Source organism: Nocardia rosealba, from assembly GCF_020216065.1.
Classification (GTDB): Bacteria; Actinomycetota; Actinomycetes; order Mycobacteriales; family Mycobacteriaceae; genus Nocardia; species Nocardia rosealba.
Genome location: NZ_JAIWNA010000008.1, coordinates 220,839 through 241,623 on the forward strand (window position 1 = coordinate 220,839; position 20,785 = coordinate 241,623).

At 68.5% G+C, this 20,785-nt stretch carries 14 protein-coding genes; 6 read left to right on the forward strand and 8 right to left on the reverse strand.

The genetic code is table 11. The features are described from left to right. Positions 1 to 53 precede the first annotated feature (53 nt). Together LDL21_RS25585 and LDL21_RS25590 are read left to right on the forward strand one after the other, a co-directional pair. Positions 54 to 347 carry a hypothetical protein gene (locus LDL21_RS25585; protein WP_067490675.1) on the forward strand — a complete coding sequence of 98 codons (294 nt, stop codon included), beginning with the start codon at positions 54 to 56 and terminating at the stop codon, positions 345 to 347. Positions 348 to 383: 36 nt separating this feature from the next. Then, on the forward strand, positions 384 to 920 hold the full coding sequence (locus LDL21_RS25590) for a GtrA family protein (protein WP_372462225.1): 537 nt from the start codon (positions 384 to 386) through the stop codon (positions 918 to 920). Positions 921 to 925: 5 nt separating this feature from the next. Here the strand turns inward: LDL21_RS25590 and LDL21_RS25595 are convergent, their stop codons facing one another. Genes LDL21_RS25595 through LDL21_RS25605 form a run of 3 tightly spaced genes read right to left on the reverse strand, consistent with a single transcriptional unit; the run spans position 926 to position 2,909 of the window. Beyond that, entirely contained in the window at positions 926 to 1,573 is a 648-nt protein-coding gene (locus LDL21_RS25595; protein WP_225282076.1) for a Type 1 glutamine amidotransferase-like domain-containing protein, read from the reverse strand. Beyond that, positions 1,573 to 2,415: a maleylpyruvate isomerase family mycothiol-dependent enzyme gene (locus LDL21_RS25600; protein WP_181697527.1), complete on the reverse strand. Its 843-nt coding sequence runs from the start codon at positions 2,413 to 2,415 to the stop codon at positions 1,573 to 1,575. Before LDL21_RS25600 ends, LDL21_RS25595 begins: the two co-directional genes overlap by 1 nt. Further along, complete coding sequence (locus tag LDL21_RS25605) at positions 2,412 to 2,909, reverse strand: HIT family protein (protein ID WP_225282077.1); 498 nt, start codon at positions 2,907 to 2,909, stop codon at positions 2,412 to 2,414. The genes LDL21_RS25600 and LDL21_RS25605 overlap by 4 nt, the downstream gene beginning before the upstream one ends. A gap of 398 nt (positions 2,910 to 3,307) precedes the next feature. Between LDL21_RS25605 and LDL21_RS25610 the strand changes: the two genes are divergently transcribed. The 3 genes from LDL21_RS25610 to LDL21_RS25620 are packed head-to-tail and all read left to right on the forward strand — an operon-like array spanning position 3,308 to position 6,164. Further along, on the forward strand, positions 3,308 to 4,426 hold the full coding sequence (locus LDL21_RS25610) for a Re/Si-specific NAD(P)(+) transhydrogenase subunit alpha (RefSeq protein WP_225282078.1): 1,119 nt from the start codon (positions 3,308 to 3,310) through the stop codon (positions 4,424 to 4,426). Further along, entirely contained in the window at positions 4,426 to 4,728 is a 303-nt protein-coding gene (locus LDL21_RS25615) for an NAD(P) transhydrogenase subunit alpha part 2 (protein ID WP_056818017.1), read from the forward strand. Before LDL21_RS25610 ends, LDL21_RS25615 begins: the two co-directional genes overlap by 1 nt. Before the next feature lie 17 nt (positions 4,729 to 4,745). After that, the gene (locus LDL21_RS25620) at positions 4,746 to 6,164 is read left to right on the forward strand and encodes an NAD(P)(+) transhydrogenase (Re/Si-specific) subunit beta (RefSeq protein ID WP_181697616.1); all 1,419 of its coding nucleotides are present in this window, start codon (positions 4,746 to 4,748) and stop codon (positions 6,162 to 6,164) included. Between the two features lie 68 nt (positions 6,165 to 6,232). Here the strand turns inward: LDL21_RS25620 and LDL21_RS25625 are convergent, their stop codons facing one another. The 5 genes from LDL21_RS25625 to LDL21_RS25645 form a co-directional block, all read right to left on the reverse strand. Then, positions 6,233 to 7,231, reverse strand: a complete 999-nt coding sequence (locus LDL21_RS25625; RefSeq protein ID WP_225282079.1) for an ABC transporter substrate-binding protein — start codon at positions 7,229 to 7,231, stop codon at positions 6,233 to 6,235. Positions 7,232 to 7,265: 34 nt separating this feature from the next. After that, positions 7,266 to 16,130, reverse strand: coding sequence for a non-ribosomal peptide synthetase (locus tag LDL21_RS25630; protein WP_225282080.1), 8,865 nt, complete (start codon positions 16,128 to 16,130; stop codon positions 7,266 to 7,268). Positions 16,131 to 16,256: 126 nt separating this feature from the next. After that, positions 16,257 to 16,913, reverse strand: coding sequence for an isochorismatase family protein (locus tag LDL21_RS25635; protein WP_067490608.1), 657 nt, complete (start codon positions 16,911 to 16,913; stop codon positions 16,257 to 16,259). Positions 16,914 to 16,942: 29 nt separating this feature from the next. Further along, positions 16,943 to 18,103 carry an isochorismate synthase gene (locus LDL21_RS25640; RefSeq protein ID WP_225282081.1) on the reverse strand — a complete coding sequence of 387 codons (1,161 nt, stop codon included), beginning with the start codon at positions 18,101 to 18,103 and terminating at the stop codon, positions 16,943 to 16,945. Further along, entirely contained in the window at positions 18,100 to 18,951 is an 852-nt protein-coding gene (locus LDL21_RS25645; protein WP_225282082.1) for an SDR family oxidoreductase, read from the reverse strand. The genes LDL21_RS25640 and LDL21_RS25645 overlap by 4 nt, the downstream gene beginning before the upstream one ends. Before the next feature lie 86 nt (positions 18,952 to 19,037). Here LDL21_RS25645 and LDL21_RS25650 point away from each other — a divergent pair, with 86 nt between their 5' ends. After that, positions 19,038 to 20,693: a (2,3-dihydroxybenzoyl)adenylate synthase gene (locus LDL21_RS25650; RefSeq protein ID WP_225282083.1), complete on the forward strand. Its 1,656-nt coding sequence runs from the start codon at positions 19,038 to 19,040 to the stop codon at positions 20,691 to 20,693. The last annotated feature ends 92 nt before the right edge of the window (positions 20,694 to 20,785 follow it).

Genomic DNA, 20,785 nt, shown 5'->3' on the forward strand with positions numbered 1-20,785 from the left:
TCGCGCACGCGATGTCGTTGTGCCGCACCGTTTTTCGCAGGGAGGATCGGATGATGAGGGAACCTCGGGACCGGGCCGAGCTGGTCGGCGCGCTGCTGGGCGCCGATATCGAGGCCGACGCGATGCGTCGCGTGTACGCGGGCGACCACGACGACTGGATGACGGCGCTCGAGTCGACGGGCCTGTTCGATCTGCGCGCGCTCGCCGAGATCGCGAGCTCGTGGGCCGCCGACCCGCGCGTACTGCGTGACGCGCTGCTGGCCGAGGCCGACGAATTCACCCGCCGCCGTTGCCTCGCCGAGTGGGCGGCGCTCGAGCGCGGTCCGGTCGTGGCCGTCGGCCGCTAGCGCTCAGGGCGTTTGCCCGTTGCTCACCTCGATGTCATGTGCCGCTGGCAGGCTGACCGGGTGGAGCAGCAGGCGAGTGTCACGGATTCGGCCGCCGACCGGTTCACCCGCTGGTGCGAGGGCGTTGTCGCCCGGTTGCCGTGGGGACTCGACCGGTACGTGCCCGCCACTTTCCTCGGCTTCGCCCTCATCAACAGCTTCACCTTCGGCGTCGATCTGCTGCTGCTCACCCTGCTGCACGACGGTTTCGATCTGCCCGTGTGGTTGTCCATCACGTGCGCCTATATCGTCGCGTTCGGCCTGAGTTTTCTGCTGAATCGCACTTTCAACTTCCACTCGCACGCGCCGATGGGCAAGCAGGCGGCGGTGTATGTGGTCGTGGTGGTGGTGAACTACCTGGCGTTCATCCTCGGCGTCGGATCGGGTCTCACCGCGCTCGGCGTGCAGTACCACGTGGCGCGGTTGCTGGCCGGTGGGTGCGAGGCCGTGTACATGTACTGCGCGATGCGCTGGATCGTATTCCGCAAACGGACACCGGCGCCCGACCTGGCCGAGGCCGACACCGCACGCTGAGTCCCTCAGCGTGGCCCGCGCAGCACCTCGGTGTGTTCACCGTCGACCACGACGACATCGTCATCGGTGAGCGCCCAGTGCGGGACGCCTTCTTCCTGGTAGCGCGCAAGCATCTTCGCCGATTCCCCATCCGGATCGGTGGCCGAGTCCAGGTGCACGACGAGCTGCCGATCCACGAGTCCGAGCCCGTCCCATCGCGGTGCTGCCCCCGTGGTGGGCAATACCTCGCCCGGGTCGTCCATCGTCTCCAGTCCGTGCAGATCGGGCGTGAGCAGGCAGGCCCCCGCGCTGTACCCCGCATAGGTCAAGGCGTCCTCGCGCAACAGCGCGGGAAGCACCGAATCAGCTCCGCTGCGGGCGAATTGGGTACGCAGGACGAAGGTGTTGCCGCCGCGCACCCACACCATCGAGTACTCGCGCAGCCGACGCTCCAGCTGCGCGGGCTGCCCGACGTAGTCGCGCAGATCCAGCACCTCGGGCGAATATCCTTGTCCACGTAGGGGTTCCATGTCGCTGGCGACCGCAGAGGCCCACGCGGCGGGCCAGGCGTCACACGCGTTCGGAATCACCGCGACCTTGCCTTTGCCGCCGGCCAGCGTGGCGAGTCGCTCGGCGAAACCGCCGAATCGGTAGGAGGCCAGGAACAACCGCATCAGATGGTGAAGGCCAGATTCTGGACCAGCCGATCGCCGAGAGCGGCATCGCCTTCGACGACCACCTTCCCCGGGTGCGTCGCCGCCGACTGCCTGCCGCCGCGTAGACGCGCGAAAAGCCCCGAGTCCAAACGGATCACGGTTGTCGGCTCCCCGTCGGCTTCGTCGAGTACCGAACCGCGCCCGCCCTCGACCGCGAGGTGCACCTGCCGGGTGACCGGGCCGGTGAGGTCGAGTGTGATGCGTGAACCGTCGGGCGCCTTCGCGCCTTTCACCACCGCGCGCCCGAGCCCGAGCGTGAGTTCGGTGAACGCCGCCTCGGCGCGCGCACCGCCCTCGTCGACGCTGCGGCCGATCCCGTCGGCGAGGTCGAGCTCGTGCATCCAGCAGTCGAACAGGCGCACCCGCATGAACCGGCCGTAGGCCACCTGCCCGACCGGCGATACCGTCGGCGCCTCCCACTCCTCGTCGGTCATGGCGGCAAGGGCGGCCCGGCGCAGCTCGGTGACCTCGTCGAACAGCGCGAGCAGGCGTTTGCCCGACAGCGGCCGCAACCGGTCGACCCAGATCTCGTTGAGCACGGCGACTTCGTTGCGCACGTGCGGCAGCGTGCGCACATCGGTCTTGGGGCGCAACGGATCATGGGCGGGCGGGGTGCGCCCGAGCAACCACGATTCGGTACCGATCACGTGCGCGACCACATCGAACAGCGTCCAGCCGGGCAGGGGAGACGGTCGGCGCCAGGCCTTTTCGTCGAGGTCGGCGACCAAGGCGGCGATGGTCTCCCACTGCTGGGCGAGCAGATCGGTGAGCAGTTCGCGCGACGGTGTCGGTTCGGTCATCCCTGTACTCCTTCTGCTTCGCTCGACGGGGTCGGCCGATCCGGTTGCCGCCCCGGCCTATTCGCCTCGGCGTCGAGCGCGTCGATGCCCGCGCGGATCGCCGCCGCAGTCGAGGTGGGTTCGTGCGGACGTCGCAGCAGGAACCCCTTGGCGAAACCGAGTTTGTCACCGTGCTTGCGCGGCACCACGTGCAGGTGCACATGGCCGACGGTCTGGAAGGCCGCGGTGCCGTCGTTGATCGCGAGATTGGCGCCGTCGCTGGCCAGCCCGCTCCGGCGCAGGGCGCGGGCCAGGCGATGACCCACGCGGAAGACCTGTGCGCCGAGATCGGGATCGAGGTCGTCGAGTTCGGTGGCGTGGGTCTTGGGGATCACAAGGGTGTGGCCTCGCGTGATGGGCCGGATGTCGAGGAACGCGCAGACGGCGTCGTCCTCGTAGACCTTGGTCGCCGGCGCGGCACCGGCCACGATCCGACAGAAGACGCAGTCGTTCACACCGTGAACCCTACGGCGTGGCCCTCGGGACGCAACAGTCCTTGCATGACACACGTCACGTCCCGCTCGGTGGTCGGCCGTCCTACCCGCACTCTCACGTCCAGGTAAGTATCGGACCTGCTTGTGCGTTCTTGTCCTTGCCTACCTGCGGCTACGAATGTGTAGTCAGGCGCCACCCGGCGCCCGGCGGGCCGAGGAAGTGGCTGTCGCTGCGGAAACAGGTCCGCTCTGTCCGTTTTATGGTCAAGAGTCCAGTTCTCCGCTGTGACGGGCATCTCCGCTAGGCTCACCGCGAGCCGAGTACAGTTGCGAGGATTTCAGTTGAACTTACTGACCAGTAACGTCGGCTGAACCGTTGTTCCCAGGCTCGAAGCCAGCACGAAAAGGAAGTCTGACTAGTGGAGACAACGCAAAACGTTGGCGAGGTTTCGCCGCGCGGCGCGCGTGTCGGAGTCGTTCGCGAGTCCGGCGTGGGTGAGCGGCGAGTCGCCCTGGTACCCAAGATCATTCCCACCCTGTCCAAGCAGGGTGTCGAGGTGATCGTGGAAGCCGGTGCGGGCCTCGGCGCGCTCATTCCCGACGCGGCCTATGTAGAGGCCGGTGCGACGATCGGCGATCCGTGGTCGGCCGATGTCGTGGTGAAGGTGGCTCCGCCCAGCGATGCCGAGGTGGCCAGGCTGTCGTCCGGGCAGACGCTGATCGGCTTCCTCGCGCCCCGCAACGCGGAGAACCAGATCGGCGCGCTGAAGGCGGCCGGTGTGCAGGCCTTCGCGGTGGAGGCGATCCCGCGTATCTCGCGTGCGCAGGTGATGGACGCGTTGTCCTCGCAGGCCAACGTGGCCGGGTACAAGGCTGTGCTGCTCGCCGCCTCGGAGTCGACCCGGTTCTTCCCGATGCTGACGACCGCGGCGGGCACCGTGAAGCCCGCGACCGTGCTGGTGCTCGGTGTGGGTGTGGCGGGTCTGCAGGCGCTGGCCACCGCCAAGCGTCTCGGCGGCCGCACCACCGGGTACGACGTGCGCCCCGAGGTCGCCGACCAGGTGCGTTCGGTCGGTGCGCAGTGGCTCGACCTCGGCATCGACGCCGCCGGTGAGGGTGGGTACGCCCGCGAGCTCACCGAGGAGGAGAAGGCCAAGCAGCAGCAGGCGCTGGAAGACGCGATCAAGGGTTTCGACGTGGTCATCACGACCGCGCTCGTGCCGGGCCGCCCGGCGCCGCGCCTGGTGACGGCGGCCGCGGTGGAGGGCATGAAGCCCGGCAGTGTGATCGTCGACCTGGCCGGGGAGACCGGTGGCAACTGTGAGCTCACCGAGCCCGGCGAGATCGTCGTCAAGCACGAGGTGACCATCGCCTCGCCGCTGAACCTGCCCGCCACCATGCCCGAGCACGCTTCGGAGCTGTACTCCAAGAACATCGCCGCGCTGCTGGAACTGATGCTGGTCGACGGCAAGCTCGCGCCCGACTTCAGCGATCAGGTGCTGGCCGATTCCTGCGTGACCCGTGAGGTGGAAGCCTGATGTACACCGAACTTCTCGCCAATATCGCCATTCTCGTGCTGTCCGGCTTCGTCGGCTTCGCGGTGATCTCCAAGGTCCCCAACACCCTGCACACCCCGCTGATGTCGGGCACCAACGCCATTCACGGCATCGTCGTGCTCGGTGCGCTGGTGACGCTGGGCAACGTGAAGGATCCCTCCCTGCTGGTGCAGGTGATCCTGTTCGTCGCCGTGGTGTTCGGAACGCTGAACGTCATCGGTGGCTTCGTGGTCACCGACCGCATGCTCGGCATGTTCAAGGGTAAGAAGAAGGCGGCCGAGTGATGCACGCAGTCGACAATATGACCTACCTGGTCAACGGCCTCTACATCGTGGCCTTCTCCATGTTCATCTACGGCCTGATGGGGCTCACCGGCCCCAAGACCGCCGTGCGCGGCAACCAGATCGCGGCCGTCGGTATGGCGATCGCCGTGATCGCCACGCTGATCTCGATCCGGCACACCGAGATGCTGAACTGGATCCTGATCGCCGGTGGCCTGATCGTCGGTGTGGCACTGGGTGTTCCGCCGGCCGTGCGTACCAAGATGACCGAGATGCCGCAGTTGGTCGCGGCGTTCAACGGTGTCGGTGGTGGCACCGTCGCGCTCATCGCGTGGGCCGAATTCATCGACAGCTCGGGCTTTTCCGCGCTGCACGACGAGCCGACCATCCACATCATCATCGGTTCGCTGTTCGCCGCGGTGATCGGCTCGATCTCCTTCTGGGGCTCGATCATCGCCTTCGCCAAACTGCAGGAGATCCTGTCCGGCAAGCCGATCGGCATCGGCAAGCTGCAGCAGCCGCTGAACCTGCTGCTGCTGCTCGGTTCCATCGTGTGTGCCGTGGTGATCGGTCTCGGCGCCGACGACGGTGGCGTGTCGCAGCTCTGGATGATCGCGCTGCTGGTGCTGGCCGGTGTGCTCGGCCTGATGGTGGTGCTGCCCATCGGTGGCGCCGACATGCCGGTCGTCATCTCGCTGCTCAACGCCCTGACCGGTCTGTCGGCCGCGGCCGCGGGCCTGGCGCTGAACAACACCGCGATGATCGTGGCGGGCATGATCGTCGGCGCGTCCGGCACCATCCTCACCAACCTGATGGCCAAGGCCATGAACCGGTCGATTCCCGCGATCGTCGCCGGTGGTTTCGGTGGCGGTGGCGCGGTGGCCGCCGGTGCCGGTGGTGAGGCCAAGACGGCCAAGGCCACCTCCGCCGCCGATGCCGCGATCCAGATGGCCTACGCCAACCAGGTCATCGTGGTTCCCGGCTACGGTATGGCCGTCGCCCAGGCCCAGCACGCGGTCAAGGAGATGGCGTCGCTGCTGGAAGGCAAGGGTGTCGAGGTCAAGTACGCGATCCACCCCGTCGCCGGTCGTATGCCCGGGCACATGAACGTGCTGCTGGCCGAGGCCGAGGTCTCCTACGACGCGATGAAGGAAATGGACGACATCAACGGTGAGTTCAACCGCACCGATGTGGTGCTGGTGATCGGCGCCAACGACGTCACCAACCCCGCCGCCCGCGAGGATCCGTCCAGCCCGATCTACGGCATGCCGGTCCTCAATGTCGACCAGGCCAAGAGCGTCATCGTGCTCAAGCGCTCGATGAACTCCGGCTTCGCCGGCATCGACAACCCGCTGTTCTACGCCGACCACACCTCCATGTTGTTCGGCGACGCCAAGAAGTCCGTCGGTGCGGTCACCGAGGAACTGAAGGCGCTGTAAGACAAGCGACATCGAACAAGAGAGGCCCCGCCGGTATTTCACCGGCGGGGCCTCTCGCTGTCGCGTGGCTACTTGAAGGTGTCGGCCAGCAGGTCGAGGGTGGCCATGGACTGGCGGTAGTCCGGGCGCTTGCTGGCTGCGGGGAGTTCGTAGACCTGGTTCTTCTGGAATGCGGGGAGCATGGCCAGGGCCGGGTCCTGCTTCAGCTGGGGGATGTTGCGGCCGCCGTCGAGCAGGATCACGAACAGGACCGGGGCGTCGGCGACGGTGCTCAGGAGTTCGGGACTGAAGGTGACCCAGTCGCCTGCCTGGGTGCGGGGCGGGTTGCCTGCCTTGGCCTCGATCTTGTCGTCGATGGTGAAGCCGACGTCGGCGAGGAGGTTGGACAGCGGGGTGCCGGGGGCGAGCAGGATGGGCTTGCCGTCGGCCTGGGACTGCATCACCGAGGTCGCGCCCTGGGGGATCTTCAGCTTCGCCTTCACTTCCGCGACCCGGTCCTTGTAGGCGGTGATCATGGGCTCGACCTTGTCGGCGCGGTTCACGAAGTCGGCCACCGTCTTCAGTTGGTCCTGCCAGTTGGCGAGGTCCGAGGGGACGAGGGCGGTCGGTGCGACGGCGCTGAGCTTGTCGTAGTTCTTGATGGTCTGCAGGCCGGGGAAGCCGGGTCCGCCGCCGATGATGAGGTCCGGACGCTGGGCGGCGATGAACTCCAGATTGAGGTCGTCACCGGAGGGGACCGCTTCGGTGCCCTGCTCTTTCGCGTCGGCGGCCCAGGAGGGGGGGAACTCGCCGGGTGCGAGGGTGACGCCGAGGATGCGCGGATCCGCGGCCTTCACGTTCGCGTCCAGGTCGTAGAGGAATCCGGCGAGGGCGCCGTTGAGTACCACGATGCGCTGTGGGTCGGCGGGCACGGTGATGTGGCCCTTGGCGGTTTCCACCTGGCGGGTGCCGGTGTCGGTCGACCCTTCGGAGGTGGAGGTGCCGCAGCCCACTGCCGTCGCGGTCACCGCGACGATCAGGAGTGCGACGGCGGCGCGCATGCGGGCCGTCATTCGGTGCGCTGACATAGGAGTTGTTCCTTCTTTCTATCCAGGTGGAAGTTCAGGTGCGGATCGCGGGATCCGCGTCGATGAGCGCGGCGACCTCGATCCAGCCGGTCGGCATCGCGATCTCGTTGTGGGTGTAGGGCAGTCGCCGGACCACCAGCTGGGCGCCCGCGGCCCGCCAGCCGGTGAGCTGGGCGTGCACGCGCTCGGGTTCGAGACCGTTGTCCGCGCAGTACAGGGCCATCGGGCCGCTGTAGGAGGGGGACTCGGACTCGGTGACCATGCGCAGCAGTTCGGTCGCGGCCTGGGTTACCACGGAAGCCAATTCGGCTGGGTACTCGCCGATTTCGGGTACGAGTGCGGCCATTCCGGAAGGATCCGCCAGGGTCGCGGCGGCCCGCTCGGTCAGGTTCGACAGCGGGTGCGAGTCGAGCAGACCCACATAGCCGACCTGCTCACCCTCGGCTTCGAGGATGGCGGCCATGGCGTGGGCGAGATTGCCGCCCAGCGAATAGCCCAGGAAGTGGTACGGGCCGTGCGGTTGGATGCGGCGGACGGCGGCCAGGTAGTAGCGCGCCAGGTCGTCGAGGGTGCGTGTCCGGGCGGTCGGCTCGGTGAGGTGGGGCATCTGCAGGCCGATGATGGGTCGTTCGGCCCGAAGCAGCCTTGCCAGGGGAGCGTATTTCCATGCGGTGCCGCCGATTTGGTGGATGCAGAACAGTGGCGGGACCGAGCCCTCGGCGCGCAGTTCCAGGACCGGATCGAGGCGGCGGCCCAGGCCGGCGAGACCGTCCTTCGGTGGGGTGGTGGGGTCGGCCGCGCCGATGCGGGCTGCGAGCTCGCGGGGGGTCGAGGCGGTGAAGACGTCGTCGAGGACCACGGGTAGGTCCGCGCGGGTGAGTCGGCCGACCAGTCGCACGGCGAGCAGGGAGTGGCCGCCCTTGTCGAAGAAGTCGTCGTCGGTGCCGATCTCGGGGACCGAGAGGACGGCAGCCATTGCCGCGCGAATGGTGTCGAGAGTATTGCCGTCCGCGGTGCGAGACTCCGGTGCTGGGAGCGCCCGGCGATCGATCTTCTCCGTCGCTGTGCGGGGGATGTGATCCAGCACGACAACGGCGGCGGGAATCATATACGCGGGCAGCTTGTTTCGCAGTTGTTCGCGGATCGAATCCGTGTCGAGCGTGATTCCGGACTTCGCCATGAGGTAGGCGACCAGCCGCTGATCGCCCGGTGTGTCCTCGCGCAGCTGTACCACCGCATGGGCCACGCCGGGGCACGTGAGCAGGGCCGATTCGATATCGCCCAGTTCGATGCGCTGGCCGCGCAACTTCACCTGGCTGTCGGTGCGGCCGATGTAGTCGAGTTCGCCGTCGGGGTTCAGTTTCACCAGATCACCTGTGCGGTACATCCGTTCGCCGCTGCCGAACGGGTCGGCGACGAAGGCTGCGGCGGTCAGGTCGGGACGGGCAAGATAGCCGCGCGCCAACCGCACTCCGGTCATGTAGAGCTCACCGACGGTGCCCTCGGGGACGGGGTGCAGCTGGTCGTCGAGGATGCGGACGGTGTCGGCGGGTGCACCGACCGGGACCGATGTGGTGTCGGCGTCGACGGTCTCGTGGAAGGTGAAGCCGATCGCCGCCTCGGTGGGACCGTAGAAGTTGTACACAGCGGTACCGGTGAGTGCGCGCATCCGCTGCGCCGTCGCCGCCGGCAGCACTTCACCGCCGGTGAGGACGCAGCGAAGGTCCGCGCATCCCGAGAGATCGGCCTCTTCGGCGAGCACGGTGAGCATGGAGGTCGTCATCCACATCGCCGTGACTCGCTCCGCGCTCATGAGTTGTGCCTGGTAGTAGGGGTCGCGGTGGCCGCCGGGGCGGGTCAGCACGATCCGGGCGCCGACGTGCAGCGGCAGGAACATCTCCATCAGCGAGGCGTCGAAGATCGGCGGGGTGCGGTAGAGCATGGTGTCGCCCGGGCCGAACCGGACCTCACGCTGAAGCCATTCGAAGGTGGAGATGATCGCCGCGTGCGACAGGCTCACACCCTTCGGCACACCGGTGGAGCCGGAGGTGTAGAGCAGGCAGGCGGTATTGGCGGGACGCAGCGGGGCGAGTCGGTCCGCATCGGTGAGCGGAGCGTCGGCGAACCCGCCTCGCTCGTGGTCGGGCGATCGCTCGTCCGCCGAGCGGATGCCCGCTTCGTCGAGCGAGCGCAGAACCATTGCGGGAGAAGCGGTATCGAGGATCTTCTCGATGCGCTGTGCGGGTTGCTCCGGATCGATCGGAAGATAGACGCCACCGGCTCGGCAGATCGCGTGCGCCGCGACGACCGAATCGATGGTGCGCGGCATAGCAACGGCAACCACGGTCTCGGGACCGACACCTTGCGAGATGAGCCACCGCGCAACCTGATTGGCCCTGGCATCGAATTCGCCGAAGTCGATGGTGACACCTTCGGCGGTGACCGCGGGGGCGGCTGGATCGACAGGAATACCCCATTCGGCCAACGTTGTACCGGAGGGGTCGGGGAGTGCGGACGACTCGACGATCGGCGCTGCGACGCACTGTTCCCCATCGTTCAGCGCGCTCGCGATGGTGTTAGGTGCGGCGACCGCTGGTTCCGGTGCGCTGATTTGTCGCTGGGGGACGGCGGGTGTGAGTGGGTCGAGGAAATGGTTCGCAGCGGTGTCCGGAGTGGTGGCGACGGCGGTGAGGATCGCCGTGATCCGGTCGGCGATGTGATGGAGGACGGGCTCGGGGACGACGCTGCGGTCATACCAGATCACTAGCTCCAGCTGGTCGCCCGGCGGGGCGATCAGGGTGAGTGGGTAGTGGGTGTTGCCGTGGTTGTGGAATTCGCCGAGACGCAGGTCGTGGGAGTCCGGTTGTCCCGGGCCGGAGTTGGGAAAGTTCTCGAAGGCGACCAGGGTGTCGAAGAGGGTGCCGAGGCCCGCGACCCGTTCGATCTCCGCCAGGCTCGCGTGGTCGAAGTCCTGCATGGCGAACTGGTTTTCCTGAAGGTCGGCCCACTGGTCGAGCAGTGGGCGCGCAGGTGTGAAGGAGCAGCGAACGGGCACTGTGTTGGCGAACAGGCCGACCATGCCTGCCACACCGGGAAGCTCGGCGGGGCGGCCGGAGACAGTGGCCCCGAACACGACGTCGGTGCGGCCGCTGAGCGCGGCGAGCACCAGCGCCCACGTGCCCTGCACCAGGGTGTTCATCGTGAGGCCGCGTCGGCGGCCCAGCTCGGCGAGTGCGGTGGCGAGCGACTCGGGCATCGGAACTTGCCGCTGCCGCACTTCACGCTGCTGCGACGCAAGGTCCCGGCACGGGCGGGCCTCGCGGTCCCGGTGGCTATGGGCAACATCGGCGATCAGATCGCGCGCCATTGTGGGCGCTTCGAGCCCGGCGAGTCGCTGCGACCAGGCGGCGCGCACGGCCTCGCGGTCGCGGGTGCCGAGCCAGGTCAGGTAGTCGCCGTACGAGGCGGCCGGGGGGAGCTCGTCGCCGTGGTAGGTGGCTAGTACTTCGCGCAGAACGATCGGGGTCGACCAGCCGTCGATCACCAGGTGGTGGGTGTTGAGCACTAGGCGGTGTGCGTCGCGTGGCAGGCGAATCAGGGTGGCGCGCAACATCGGTGAGCGGTCGACCGCGAATCGGTGGCGGATCGCTTCGGCCTCGAGCCGGTCGGCGGCGGCCTCCGCGATGCGCGGCGGCAGATCGGCGAGGTCGACCTCACGCCAGGGCATGCCGACCGAACGTGGAACCGCCTGCACCGGCTGGTCCAGGTCCTCGAAATGGAAGGCGGCGGCCATGGTCGGGTGTCTGCCCACAACGGTGTCGAAGGCCGCCGCCAACCGTGGGCCGTCCAGGGGGCCGTGCAGGTCGACGCGGGCGCTCAGGGTGTAGACGTCGTCGGCACCGTCACGAATCGCGTGGAACAGCAACCCTTCCTGCAAGGGCGACAGCGGGAGAAGTTCGGCCAGTGGGCCGTGCGCGTCCTCCAGCGCGTCGATGGTGTCCTGGTCGACGATCACGCCGGGGCAGTCCGACGGTGTGAGTCCGCCGGGATACAACCTCGCGTGAGCGGCGAACGCCTCCAGCGCGAGTTCGAAGTGCCGCTGGATTTCCGCGACCTGGTCGGCGCCGAGAATCCGGCTCGCGGCTGTCCACTCCACGGCCAGCCGCGGCGCACCGGCCCGCGCGGATTCGTGCACGAAGACATTCAGTGAAAGCACCTCGGTGAGTGCCTTTTCCGATGGTTCCGTCACCGCGAACGCGTCGTGCTCGGGCAGGCTCCAACCTGCAGTTCCACCGCCACCGAACCGGCCGAGGTAGTTGAGCAGCACCTCCGGTGCGCGGCGACCGGCGAATCGCGGCGCGGTCTCGGGGTCGAGCCTGCGCAGCACGCCGTAGCCCACACCGTTGCCGGGAACAGCGCGCTTGGCCTCTTTGACCGCGCGCAGCAGGTGTCCGGCCGCCGCGCCACCGGACAAGGCCTCGGTGAGTCCGGCGGGATCGTCGATGCCGGTCGCGGGCGTCCACACCGGGAACTCGCTGGTGAACCAGCCGACGGTGCCAGCGAAATCGGTGTCGGGGCGCAATGCTTCGCGCCCGTGACCCTCGACGGTGACCGGCCTGCCCGGTTCGAGCGACTCGCCGCGCTCGTGCCGCCAAGCGTTGAGTGCGAGCATGAGTGCCGCGAGTAATACATCGTCGGTCTTCGCTCGGTAGGCGGTGGGCAGTGTCGTGAGGAAGGCTTCGGTGATCGCCGGTGTAGCGAAAGTCCTTGTCTGCTCGGCGCTCTCGACAAGGTCTACAGCGGGATCGAGCGCTCTCTCCCCGAGGGGTGCGACGCTCGCGTCGCCGAGCGCGCGCTCCCAGTGCGCCAGCTCCGCGCGGTACTCGCCCGCAACACCGGACTCGGCGAGCAGCGTGGCGTACCGCCGCCACGAACTCCCCTTCCCAGCCAGTCGCGCGGGGCGTTCTTCCTTTGCGGCGGAGCAGGCCTCATACAGCTCGGGCACCAGGATTCGCCACGAAACACCGTCTACCACCAGGTGATTGGCAACCAGCACCAACCGATCGGCGACGGCGTGCCCGCTACGTACCAGCGCGGCACGAATCTGGACACCCGCGGTGGGCGCCAGTTCCCCCGCCAGAGCGACTGCGACCGACTCGGTGAGCTCAGCCATCCCACCAAGCCTCGGCGCCGGGTCCGTACGGGATGTGGCGGCACCGATGTCCGCGCGCCTCGACTCAATGTGCTGCGGTGCCCCGGCGCGCTCCGGTCGTGTTGTGGCGTCGGCAGTTTCATCGAGGTGGGCGATCGGCGCGGTTTCCGTGTGCGCCGCGACATCGGTGGTGCGTGGGGGAGCGACCTCCCGGACCAGATCGGACGCGCGCACGGTGCCCACTGCGGCGACCTCGAGCCGGGCGTCGGTGCCGGACCCGTCGAGGACGAGGCGGAGGGAGTCGTGACGGTCGAGGAGGGTTTGCAGGCCGGTGGTGAGGTGGTCGACGGTGAGGTCTTCGTGGAGGGTCAGGGCTGTCCACTGGGCGTAGCCGGCGATGGTGCCGGGGTCCGCGTTCGCCTCGAACAGTGCCCCGACCATGGGCGGGATCGGGACGGAACCGGTCGGTTCGTCCGGGGTCGGGGCGTCGGTGCGGGCTTCGGCCGTCTGGGCGGTGGCGGCGATGGTGGCCAGGTCGCGTTGGGCGAGGAGGGTTTTGGGTTGGAGTTCCCAGCCGAGGGCGCGGAGGCGGCTGCTCACGCCGATGGCGGTGATGCTGTCGCCGCCGAGGCCGAAGAAGTCGTCGGTCGCGCTGACCTGCGCCAGGCCGAGGACTTCGCCGACGATTCCGCACAGTGCCCGCTCCTGCTCGGTGCGTGGCGGTCGGCCGGTGGCGGTCAGTTGGGGTGCGGGGAGGGCGGCGCGGTCGAGTTTTCCGTTGACGGTGGTTGGCAGTGAATCGAGGATCACCAGGGCCGAGGGGACCAGGTGGTCGGGGACCAGGGTGGTCAGCAGCTGACGGAGCTGGTCGGCGTCGAGGGTGCGGCCGGTCTCGGGGACGAGGTAACCGATCAGTCGGGTGCTGTCGCCGGACTTGCGGATAGTGGCGGCCGCTGCGGCTACCCCCGGTAGCGCGCCGAGCGATGCCTCGACTTCGCCCAGTTCCACGCGGTAACCGCGGACCTTGATCTGGGAATCCGCGCGCCCGAGGTAGTCGTAGCCGTGGCCGGGGAGCCAGCGTGCCCGGTCACCGGTGCGGTACATGCGTTCCCCGCACGCGAACGGATCGGCGACGAACCGCTCCGCCGTCACCACCATGCGCCCGAGGTACCCGCGAGCCAATTGTGGCCCCGCCAAATACAACTCGCCGATCTCACCGTCGGGCACCGGCTGCAACGCGCCGTCGAGCAGGTAGGCGCGGGTACCCGCCAGCGGTCCACCGACGTGCGGCACAGCACCCGTCACCGGCGCACTCAGCGCGTCGACGGTTGCCTCCGTCGGGCCGTACATGTTGCGGGCGACCACCTTCGACGCGACGATGGCCGTCCACAACGCGGGTGGCGTCGCCTCACCACCGAGCAACAACAGCTCCGGACGGTGTGCGCTGCCGAGCAACCCGTTGTCGATCAGCGCGGTCGCCATCGAGGGGGTGGTGTCGACGACATCGATGCGATCGGTCCGCAACGCCGCTACCTGCGCGGACGCGTCCTTCTGGATATCTACGTCGTACAGATGGATCCGGTGCCCGCACCACAGCCACAAGAGCTGGTCCAAGGCCGCATCGAAGGCGAAGGAATAGGTGTGCGCGACATGCAGCTGCCGCCCGCCCACTCGCCCGGCGGTATCGGCGTAGACGGTGCACCGGTGGTGGTGCAACAGCTGAGCCATCGCACCGCTCGAAATCTGCACACCCTTCGGCTTGCCGGTGGAGCCCGAGGTGTACACGACATAGGCGAGATGGCCGGCTGAACGAGGCGCGGCGAGTTCAGCCATCGACAGCGGCCCGCTCGGCAGGCTGGTGATGGCTGCTCGAACCCCGTTGTCCGACAACAGGAGTATTCCCGGTGCCACATGGCGGTTCACCACGTCGCCAGTCATGGACAGGCCGTCCGCCTGCGCTGCGGAAGTCCGGTCCGGGGACCCGTCAGTCGTGAGCCGCTCTGCGAAGACCGCTTCCGCGACAATGTCATTCGTCAGAATCAAGGCCGGATCGGCGTCGTCGATGATGTCTGCCAGGCGCTGGGCGGGGTGGTTGATGTCGAGGATCAAGAAGGCCGCACCCGCGTGTTGCACTGCCAGCAGGGCGATCACCAGGTCGACCGAGCGGGGGAGGGCGATGCCGACGATGTCTTCGGGGCCGATGCCTCGGCCACGCAGGTAGCGCGCGAGCTGGTGCACGCGGGCACCGAGTTCCGCCGCGGTGAGCCGGTGGGTGCCGTCGACGAGGACGATGTCGTCGGGCTGGGCCGCGACCATGCGGTCGAAGACCTCGACGACGTCGTCGGGACGACCGGGCAGGGCCGCGCCGGCGCGCTCGACGGCGATGTCGGCCGCGATCTCGGCCGGGTACAGGGTGATCGCGCCGATCGGCTCGTCGGCATCGACCAGTTCGGTGATCAGCGTGACCAGCGCGTCCATCCGTCGCCGCGCGGTGGCCGCGTCCAAAGACCGCGCGTCGACCTCGAAGCCGAGCTGGACGCGGTCCTCCGACAGCGGGGTGACGGTCAGGCCGAGGTCTTCCGGCGGCCCACCGGCCACATTGCGCAGGGTGCCGGTGGCACCGTCGAAATCGAGGGCGAAGTCGAAGGCCTTGAGATTGACGCCGATGCCGTGCAGCAGGGCACCGGTCTGTGCCCCACCGAATTCGCGGGCCAGGTCCTCACCGCGAAAACGCTGGTGGGCGCGCATCTCTCGCAGTGCGTCGGCCACCCGCTTGCCCAGCTCACCCAGGCGGTCCTGACCGGACACCGAAACTCGCAGCGGCAGGACGTTGACCGCCATCGACGGGGTGGTGAGGGCGGTCTTGCCGACACGCGCCATCACCGGCAGCGCGATGACCACATCGGTCTCACCGAGCAGCCGGTGCACGAATCCCGCGTAACCGGCGACGAGCACGTCGGCCCACGTGATACCGGCCTCGGTGGCCGCTGTTTTGACGCGACCCATCAGGTCGGCGTCGAGGACCGCGCGCACCTCGTGGGTCTGCTCGACCACGCCCTCGGGTGCCCGCCCGCGCCCGTCCAGCGGCGGCAGCGGCGTGAGCCGGTCGCGCCAGTACTCGCGGTCTTGCCGATGCGCCTGGCTCCCACGGTATTCCAGGTCCTCGGCCACGAGCGTCTCCACCGACCCCCAGCGCAGGCGCGGCACTTCGGTACCGCGACGCAGGGCGGTGTAGTGGGCCGCGACCCGGCGCGACACCATGGCCGCGCTGTAGCCGTCGATGATCAGGTGGTGATAGAGCTGGATGCACCACACGTCGTTGTCGGTGAGGCGCAGCAGTGTGTAGGTGTAGAGCTGCCGGTCGACCATGTCGCGGCAATAGGTCGCGGCGCGTTCGCGTTCGGCGGCGACCAGCCGGTGCGCCGCGGCGACCGGGTCGGCTTCACCGCGCAGATCGACGAGTGGACGCAGCTCCGGTTCCAGCTCGGTGATCCGCTGCCGCGGCCCCTCGGGAGTCTCACTGAATCGCAGGCGCATCGTGTCGGTTTCGGCGATGGTCCGGCGAATCGCGGTGTCCAGCAACGGCACATCCACTGCCTGCGCACCCGAGATCTCGAGCACCTCGCCGACCAGGTAACTGAGCGACTCGGGGTCGAGTCGCTGCGCGTTCCAGATGCCCAATTGCGCTCCGGTGAGCGGTAATCCGGGATGGTCGGCGCTCACGTCGTCCCGTTCCACCGAGCCCACAGCAACTCCTTCGTCAAAGTTCTCCACCCACCCCACGCGGCGCTGCCGGACTCGGGAAGAGTCCGGCAGCCGCGCGAGGCGAGTCAGTCTTGTCTTGGTTCGAATGGCGGAGCGTCCGCCGACGGGTCAGGCGTCTGCTTCGACCTGTGCGGGATCGAGCTGACGCAGCAGCTCCGAGGTCCCGACCACCGCCCCGCAACGCCGGGCGACGTAGTTCAGTGCCATCACATGCTCGTCGCGGCTGAAATCCGCCGTCGCGTCGTGGACGAGGAACGGCCGCACATCACCCATGAATGCCTCGGCGGCACTGAGCATGCAGCCCATGTGCGTGTAGACGCCGGTGACCAGGAGCTGATCGCGCCGGTAGTAACCGAGCAGTTCACGCAGGTCGGTGCGCTGGAACGCCGAATAGCGCCACTTGGTCACCTGGATGTCCTGCGGTTCGGGCGCGAGGGCATTGATGACCTGCGTGTCGGCGCCCTCGGCCATTCCGCTGCCCCAGAAGTCGGCCAGAATGCCGCGTCGCGACGGGTGCTGATTACCGGGCTGCATCGTGTAGATCACCGGGATGTCGAGCTCGTGGCAGCGGTCGCGCAGCAGAGCGATATTGGCGATCAGGGTGCGGGCGGGGTCGCGGTGCAGGTCGTAGGCGTCGAGGAAGTACTGCTGCATATCGTGGATCAGCAGGGCGCAACGTCCTGGTTCAGCAGTCCAGTCGACCTGGTCGGCGGTGAACTCGTCGACGCCCGGCATCGGATAGGGCGCGATCGGGGGGATAGGCATGACGGTCTTTCGTTCGAGCGGAAGTCGGCTCAGCCAACGGTGACGGGCAGATCCGCGATACCGAGCGGAGCGAGGATGCGCTGGAATTTGCCGGTGGTCTCGGCCAATTCGGCGGACGGGTCGGACGCGGCGACGATCCCGCCGCCCGCGTGCGCGAGTAGCGTGGTGCCGTGCTCGGACAGCTCGGCGCAGCGGATGCTCACCATCCATTCGCCGTTGCCGTCGGCATCGCACCAGCCGACAGCCCCCGCGTAGAAGCCGCGTTCACCCTCGAGTTCGGCGATGAGGCGGGCGGCTGCGACGGTCGGTGTGCCGCAGATCGCCGGGGTGGGGTGTAGCGCTACGGCGAGCTCGAGTGCCGACGGGCCGGCCAGCGGGACGGCCGCGGTGATCGGCGTACCGATGTGCCACATCGCCGGTGTTGCCATGAGTTCCGGTGCGGGAGTGTGTACTTCGGCGCAGCGGTCACGCAGCACGGCCGACACCTGATCGGTGACGAAGCGGTGTTCGGCCAGGTCCTTGGTCGAGGCGAGCAGCATGTCGGCGGCCACCCGGTCGGCATCGCCGTCGTCGAGTACCCGGCGGGCCGAGCCGGCCAGCGGATAGCTCACGACGCTGTTCCCGTCACGGCGCACCAGGATCTCCGGACTGGAGCCGAGGAGATGGCGGCCGGGATATCGCCCGCCCGCCGCGGACAGATCGACCAGGAAACCGTTCGACATCGGGTCCGAGGCGACCATCAGGTCGAGGATGTCCAGTGCGCGAACCGGAGTCGCCGAGCGGGCCCGAATCGCCCGTGCCAGCACGACCTTTCGCAGGGGATGGGCGGGGTCGGCCAGCAGTTCGACAGCGGTGGCGACGCGCCTGCGGTGCTCCTCGGGTGCGGGAAGCGCCGCGTCGAAGGCGAACTGTGGCAGGGGCTCCGAATCGCGCTCGAGCATCCGGGGCTGGTAGGGCGCGTCGGTGATCGTCACAGATTCCGGCGCCCACAGCGCTGTCGGTGCGCCGGGGCGGAAGGGCAGTGCGCCGACGATGTGGCTGATCCGGCCACTGCGCAGCGCGGTGATCGCGTCGTGTGCCGAGCGGAAAACCGTCCCGCCCGCGGTCGCGGACACGGTCCGCTGCGGACGGGACAGCACAAAAGCGGGGTCTGAACTGGCGGTACTGATGGGGATCATCCTCTCGGTCACATATCTAGCGTTGCGCCACCGTCGACCCGCAGGTCGTGCATGGTGATGTGGCGGGCGCCGTCGGACGCCAGGAAGTGGACGGCCGACGCGATGTCGTCGGGAGTGGCGATGCGCCGCAACGGGATTCCCAGCCGGTAGGCGGCGGGATCACCGTCGAGCAGCGCGGTCTCGGCGGCGTCGTCCAGCGGTGTGCCGCCGAACATGTCGCGCAACATGGGGGTGTCGGTGGAGCCGGGGGAGACCAGGTTGACCCGCACACCGAGCGGCGCCACCTGCAAGGCGAGCGACCGGGTGAACGCGGTCGCCGCGGCTTTGGCGGCGCCGTAGGCGGCCATGCCGACCCGGGGCGTGGCCGCGGCATTGGAGGAGACCACCACGATCGCCCCGGTCCCGGCGGCGACCATCTCGGCGGCGGCACGCTGGGTGACCAGCATGGTCGCGGTTGCGTTCACGCTGAGACAGCGCGTCCAGTCCGCCGGGTCGAGTTCGAGCGCGGGGCCGCCGACCATCACGCCCGCCGCGTGCACCAGCACCTCGACGGCGCCGTAGTCGGCCGTGAGCCGGTCGAAGGCCGCCCGCACGGCTGCGCTGTCGGTGAGATCGACGGTGACGCCGTGCACGTCGGGCGCGGATAGCGTGGCCACTGCGGCACTTCCGGCGCCGCGACGGTCGGTGGCAGCATCGAACCGCTTCGCGATCGCGGCGGCGGTCCGGTGTACGGCCGGGTCGAGGTCCCACAGTGAGACGACCCGGTCCTCGGCAGCGAAGCGCGCGGCGATCGCAGCGCCGATGCCCCCGGCCGCGCCGGTGACGACGACGACCCGACCGCGAGAATCACCATTAGACATGAGGTTAGCCTAACCTGACTGTCAGCTATTTGGTTAGCTTCCCTCATAACTTTTGGCCGAAACACCGAACCGCCTGCTCGAAAGAGGTGCTCGACTTGACCGAACCCGCCTTCGCCGGCTTCACCCCCTGGCCCGCCGACCTGGCCGACCGCTATCGCGCCCACAATCTCTGGACCGGTGACACTTTCGGCGATGTTCTCGCCGCGCGTGCCGCCGCCACACCGGACCGGATCGCGGTTCTCGACACCGCCCACAGCTGGTCCTATGCCGAACTCCATCACCGTGCGCGTTCGCTCGCCGCCGGTCTGGCCCGTCTCGGCATCACGCCGGGCGATCGGGTGCTGGTGCAGCTGCCCAACCGGGCCGAATTCGTCGAGGTGGTCTTCGCGCTCTTCGAGCTCGGCGCACTGCCGGTCTTCTGCCTGCCCGCGCACCGCGCCGCCGAGCTGGTGCCGATCGCCGAGGCCGCCGCCGCGACGGCCGTCATCACCTGCGGAACCCACCAACGCTTCGACTACGCGGCGCTCGCGGCGACGGTGCGGGAGAAGGTGTCGAGCCTGCGGCATGTGCTGCTCGTCCTCGACGAGGGCCAGCAACTGCCCGAGCGCGCGCACGATATCGCCGAATTCCGCGACGAGCCGGTGGAACTGCCGGGATCGTCGGCCGGTGACGTCGCGTTTCTGCAGCTCTCGGGTGGCAGCACCGGCATCCCCAAGCTCATCGCCCGCACCCACGACGACTACCTCTACAGCGTGCGCCGCAGCGCCGAGATCTGCGAACTCGACAGCGACACGGTGTATCTCGCGACGCTGCCCGTGGCCCACAACTTCCCGATGAGTTCGCCGGGCATTCTCGGCGCGCTGTGGGCCGGTGGTGCGGTGGCCATGACGCCCGATCCCACACCGGCGACGGCCTTCCCGCTGATCGAGCGGTTCGGCGTCACCATCACCGGCCTGGTGCCACCGCTGGCGCGATTGTGGACCGAGCGCGCCGAAGCCGGTGACACGCCTGATCTTTCGAGCCTGCGGGTACTTCAGGTGGGTGGCGCCCGCTGCCAGGACGAGCTGGCGCGCCGGATCGGTCCCGCGCTCGGCGTCACCCTGCAGCAGGTGTTCGGGATGGCCGAGGGCCTGGTCTGCTACACCCGGCTCGACGACCCGATCGACGTGGTGGTGAGCACGCAGGGCAGGCCGATGTCGGAGTTCGACCAGATCGCGGTCGTCGACGACAACGGTGTGGAGGTGGCGCCGGGCGAACAGGGCAACCTGATCACTCAGGGCCCGTATACGATTCGCGGCTACTACGACAACCCCGAGGCCGACGCCCGCAGCTTCACCGCCGACGGCTGGTACCGCACCGGCGACATCGTCTCGATCCGCCCCGACGGCAACCTCGTGGTCGCCGGCCGCGCGGGCGACTGGGTGAACCGCGGCGGCGAGAAGGTCTCCGCCGAGGAGCTCGAGGCACACCTGCTCGAGCATCCGGGCATCCGCGACGCCGTGATCGTCGGCACGCCCGACCCGGTGCTGGGACAACGTATCTGCGCTTTCGTGCAGCCGACTGATCCGGAGCAGCGACCGACGCTCACCTCCGTGCGCAAGTTCGTGCGCGAGCGGGGTGTCGCGGCGTGGAAGATGCCCGACGCGGTCGTGGTGATCGAACAGTTCCCCGAGACCGGCGTCGGCAAGACCAGCCGCAAGGAACTGCGGCAACTGCTCGCCGAGGGTGCCCTCGGGAACTGATCCAGCAGAAGCGGTTCGGCCGGGGGTGGCGCACCGAGGGCGCCCCCCCCCCGGCTCCCGCCCGCCGTTCGATCCACGACCCCCGTACGGGG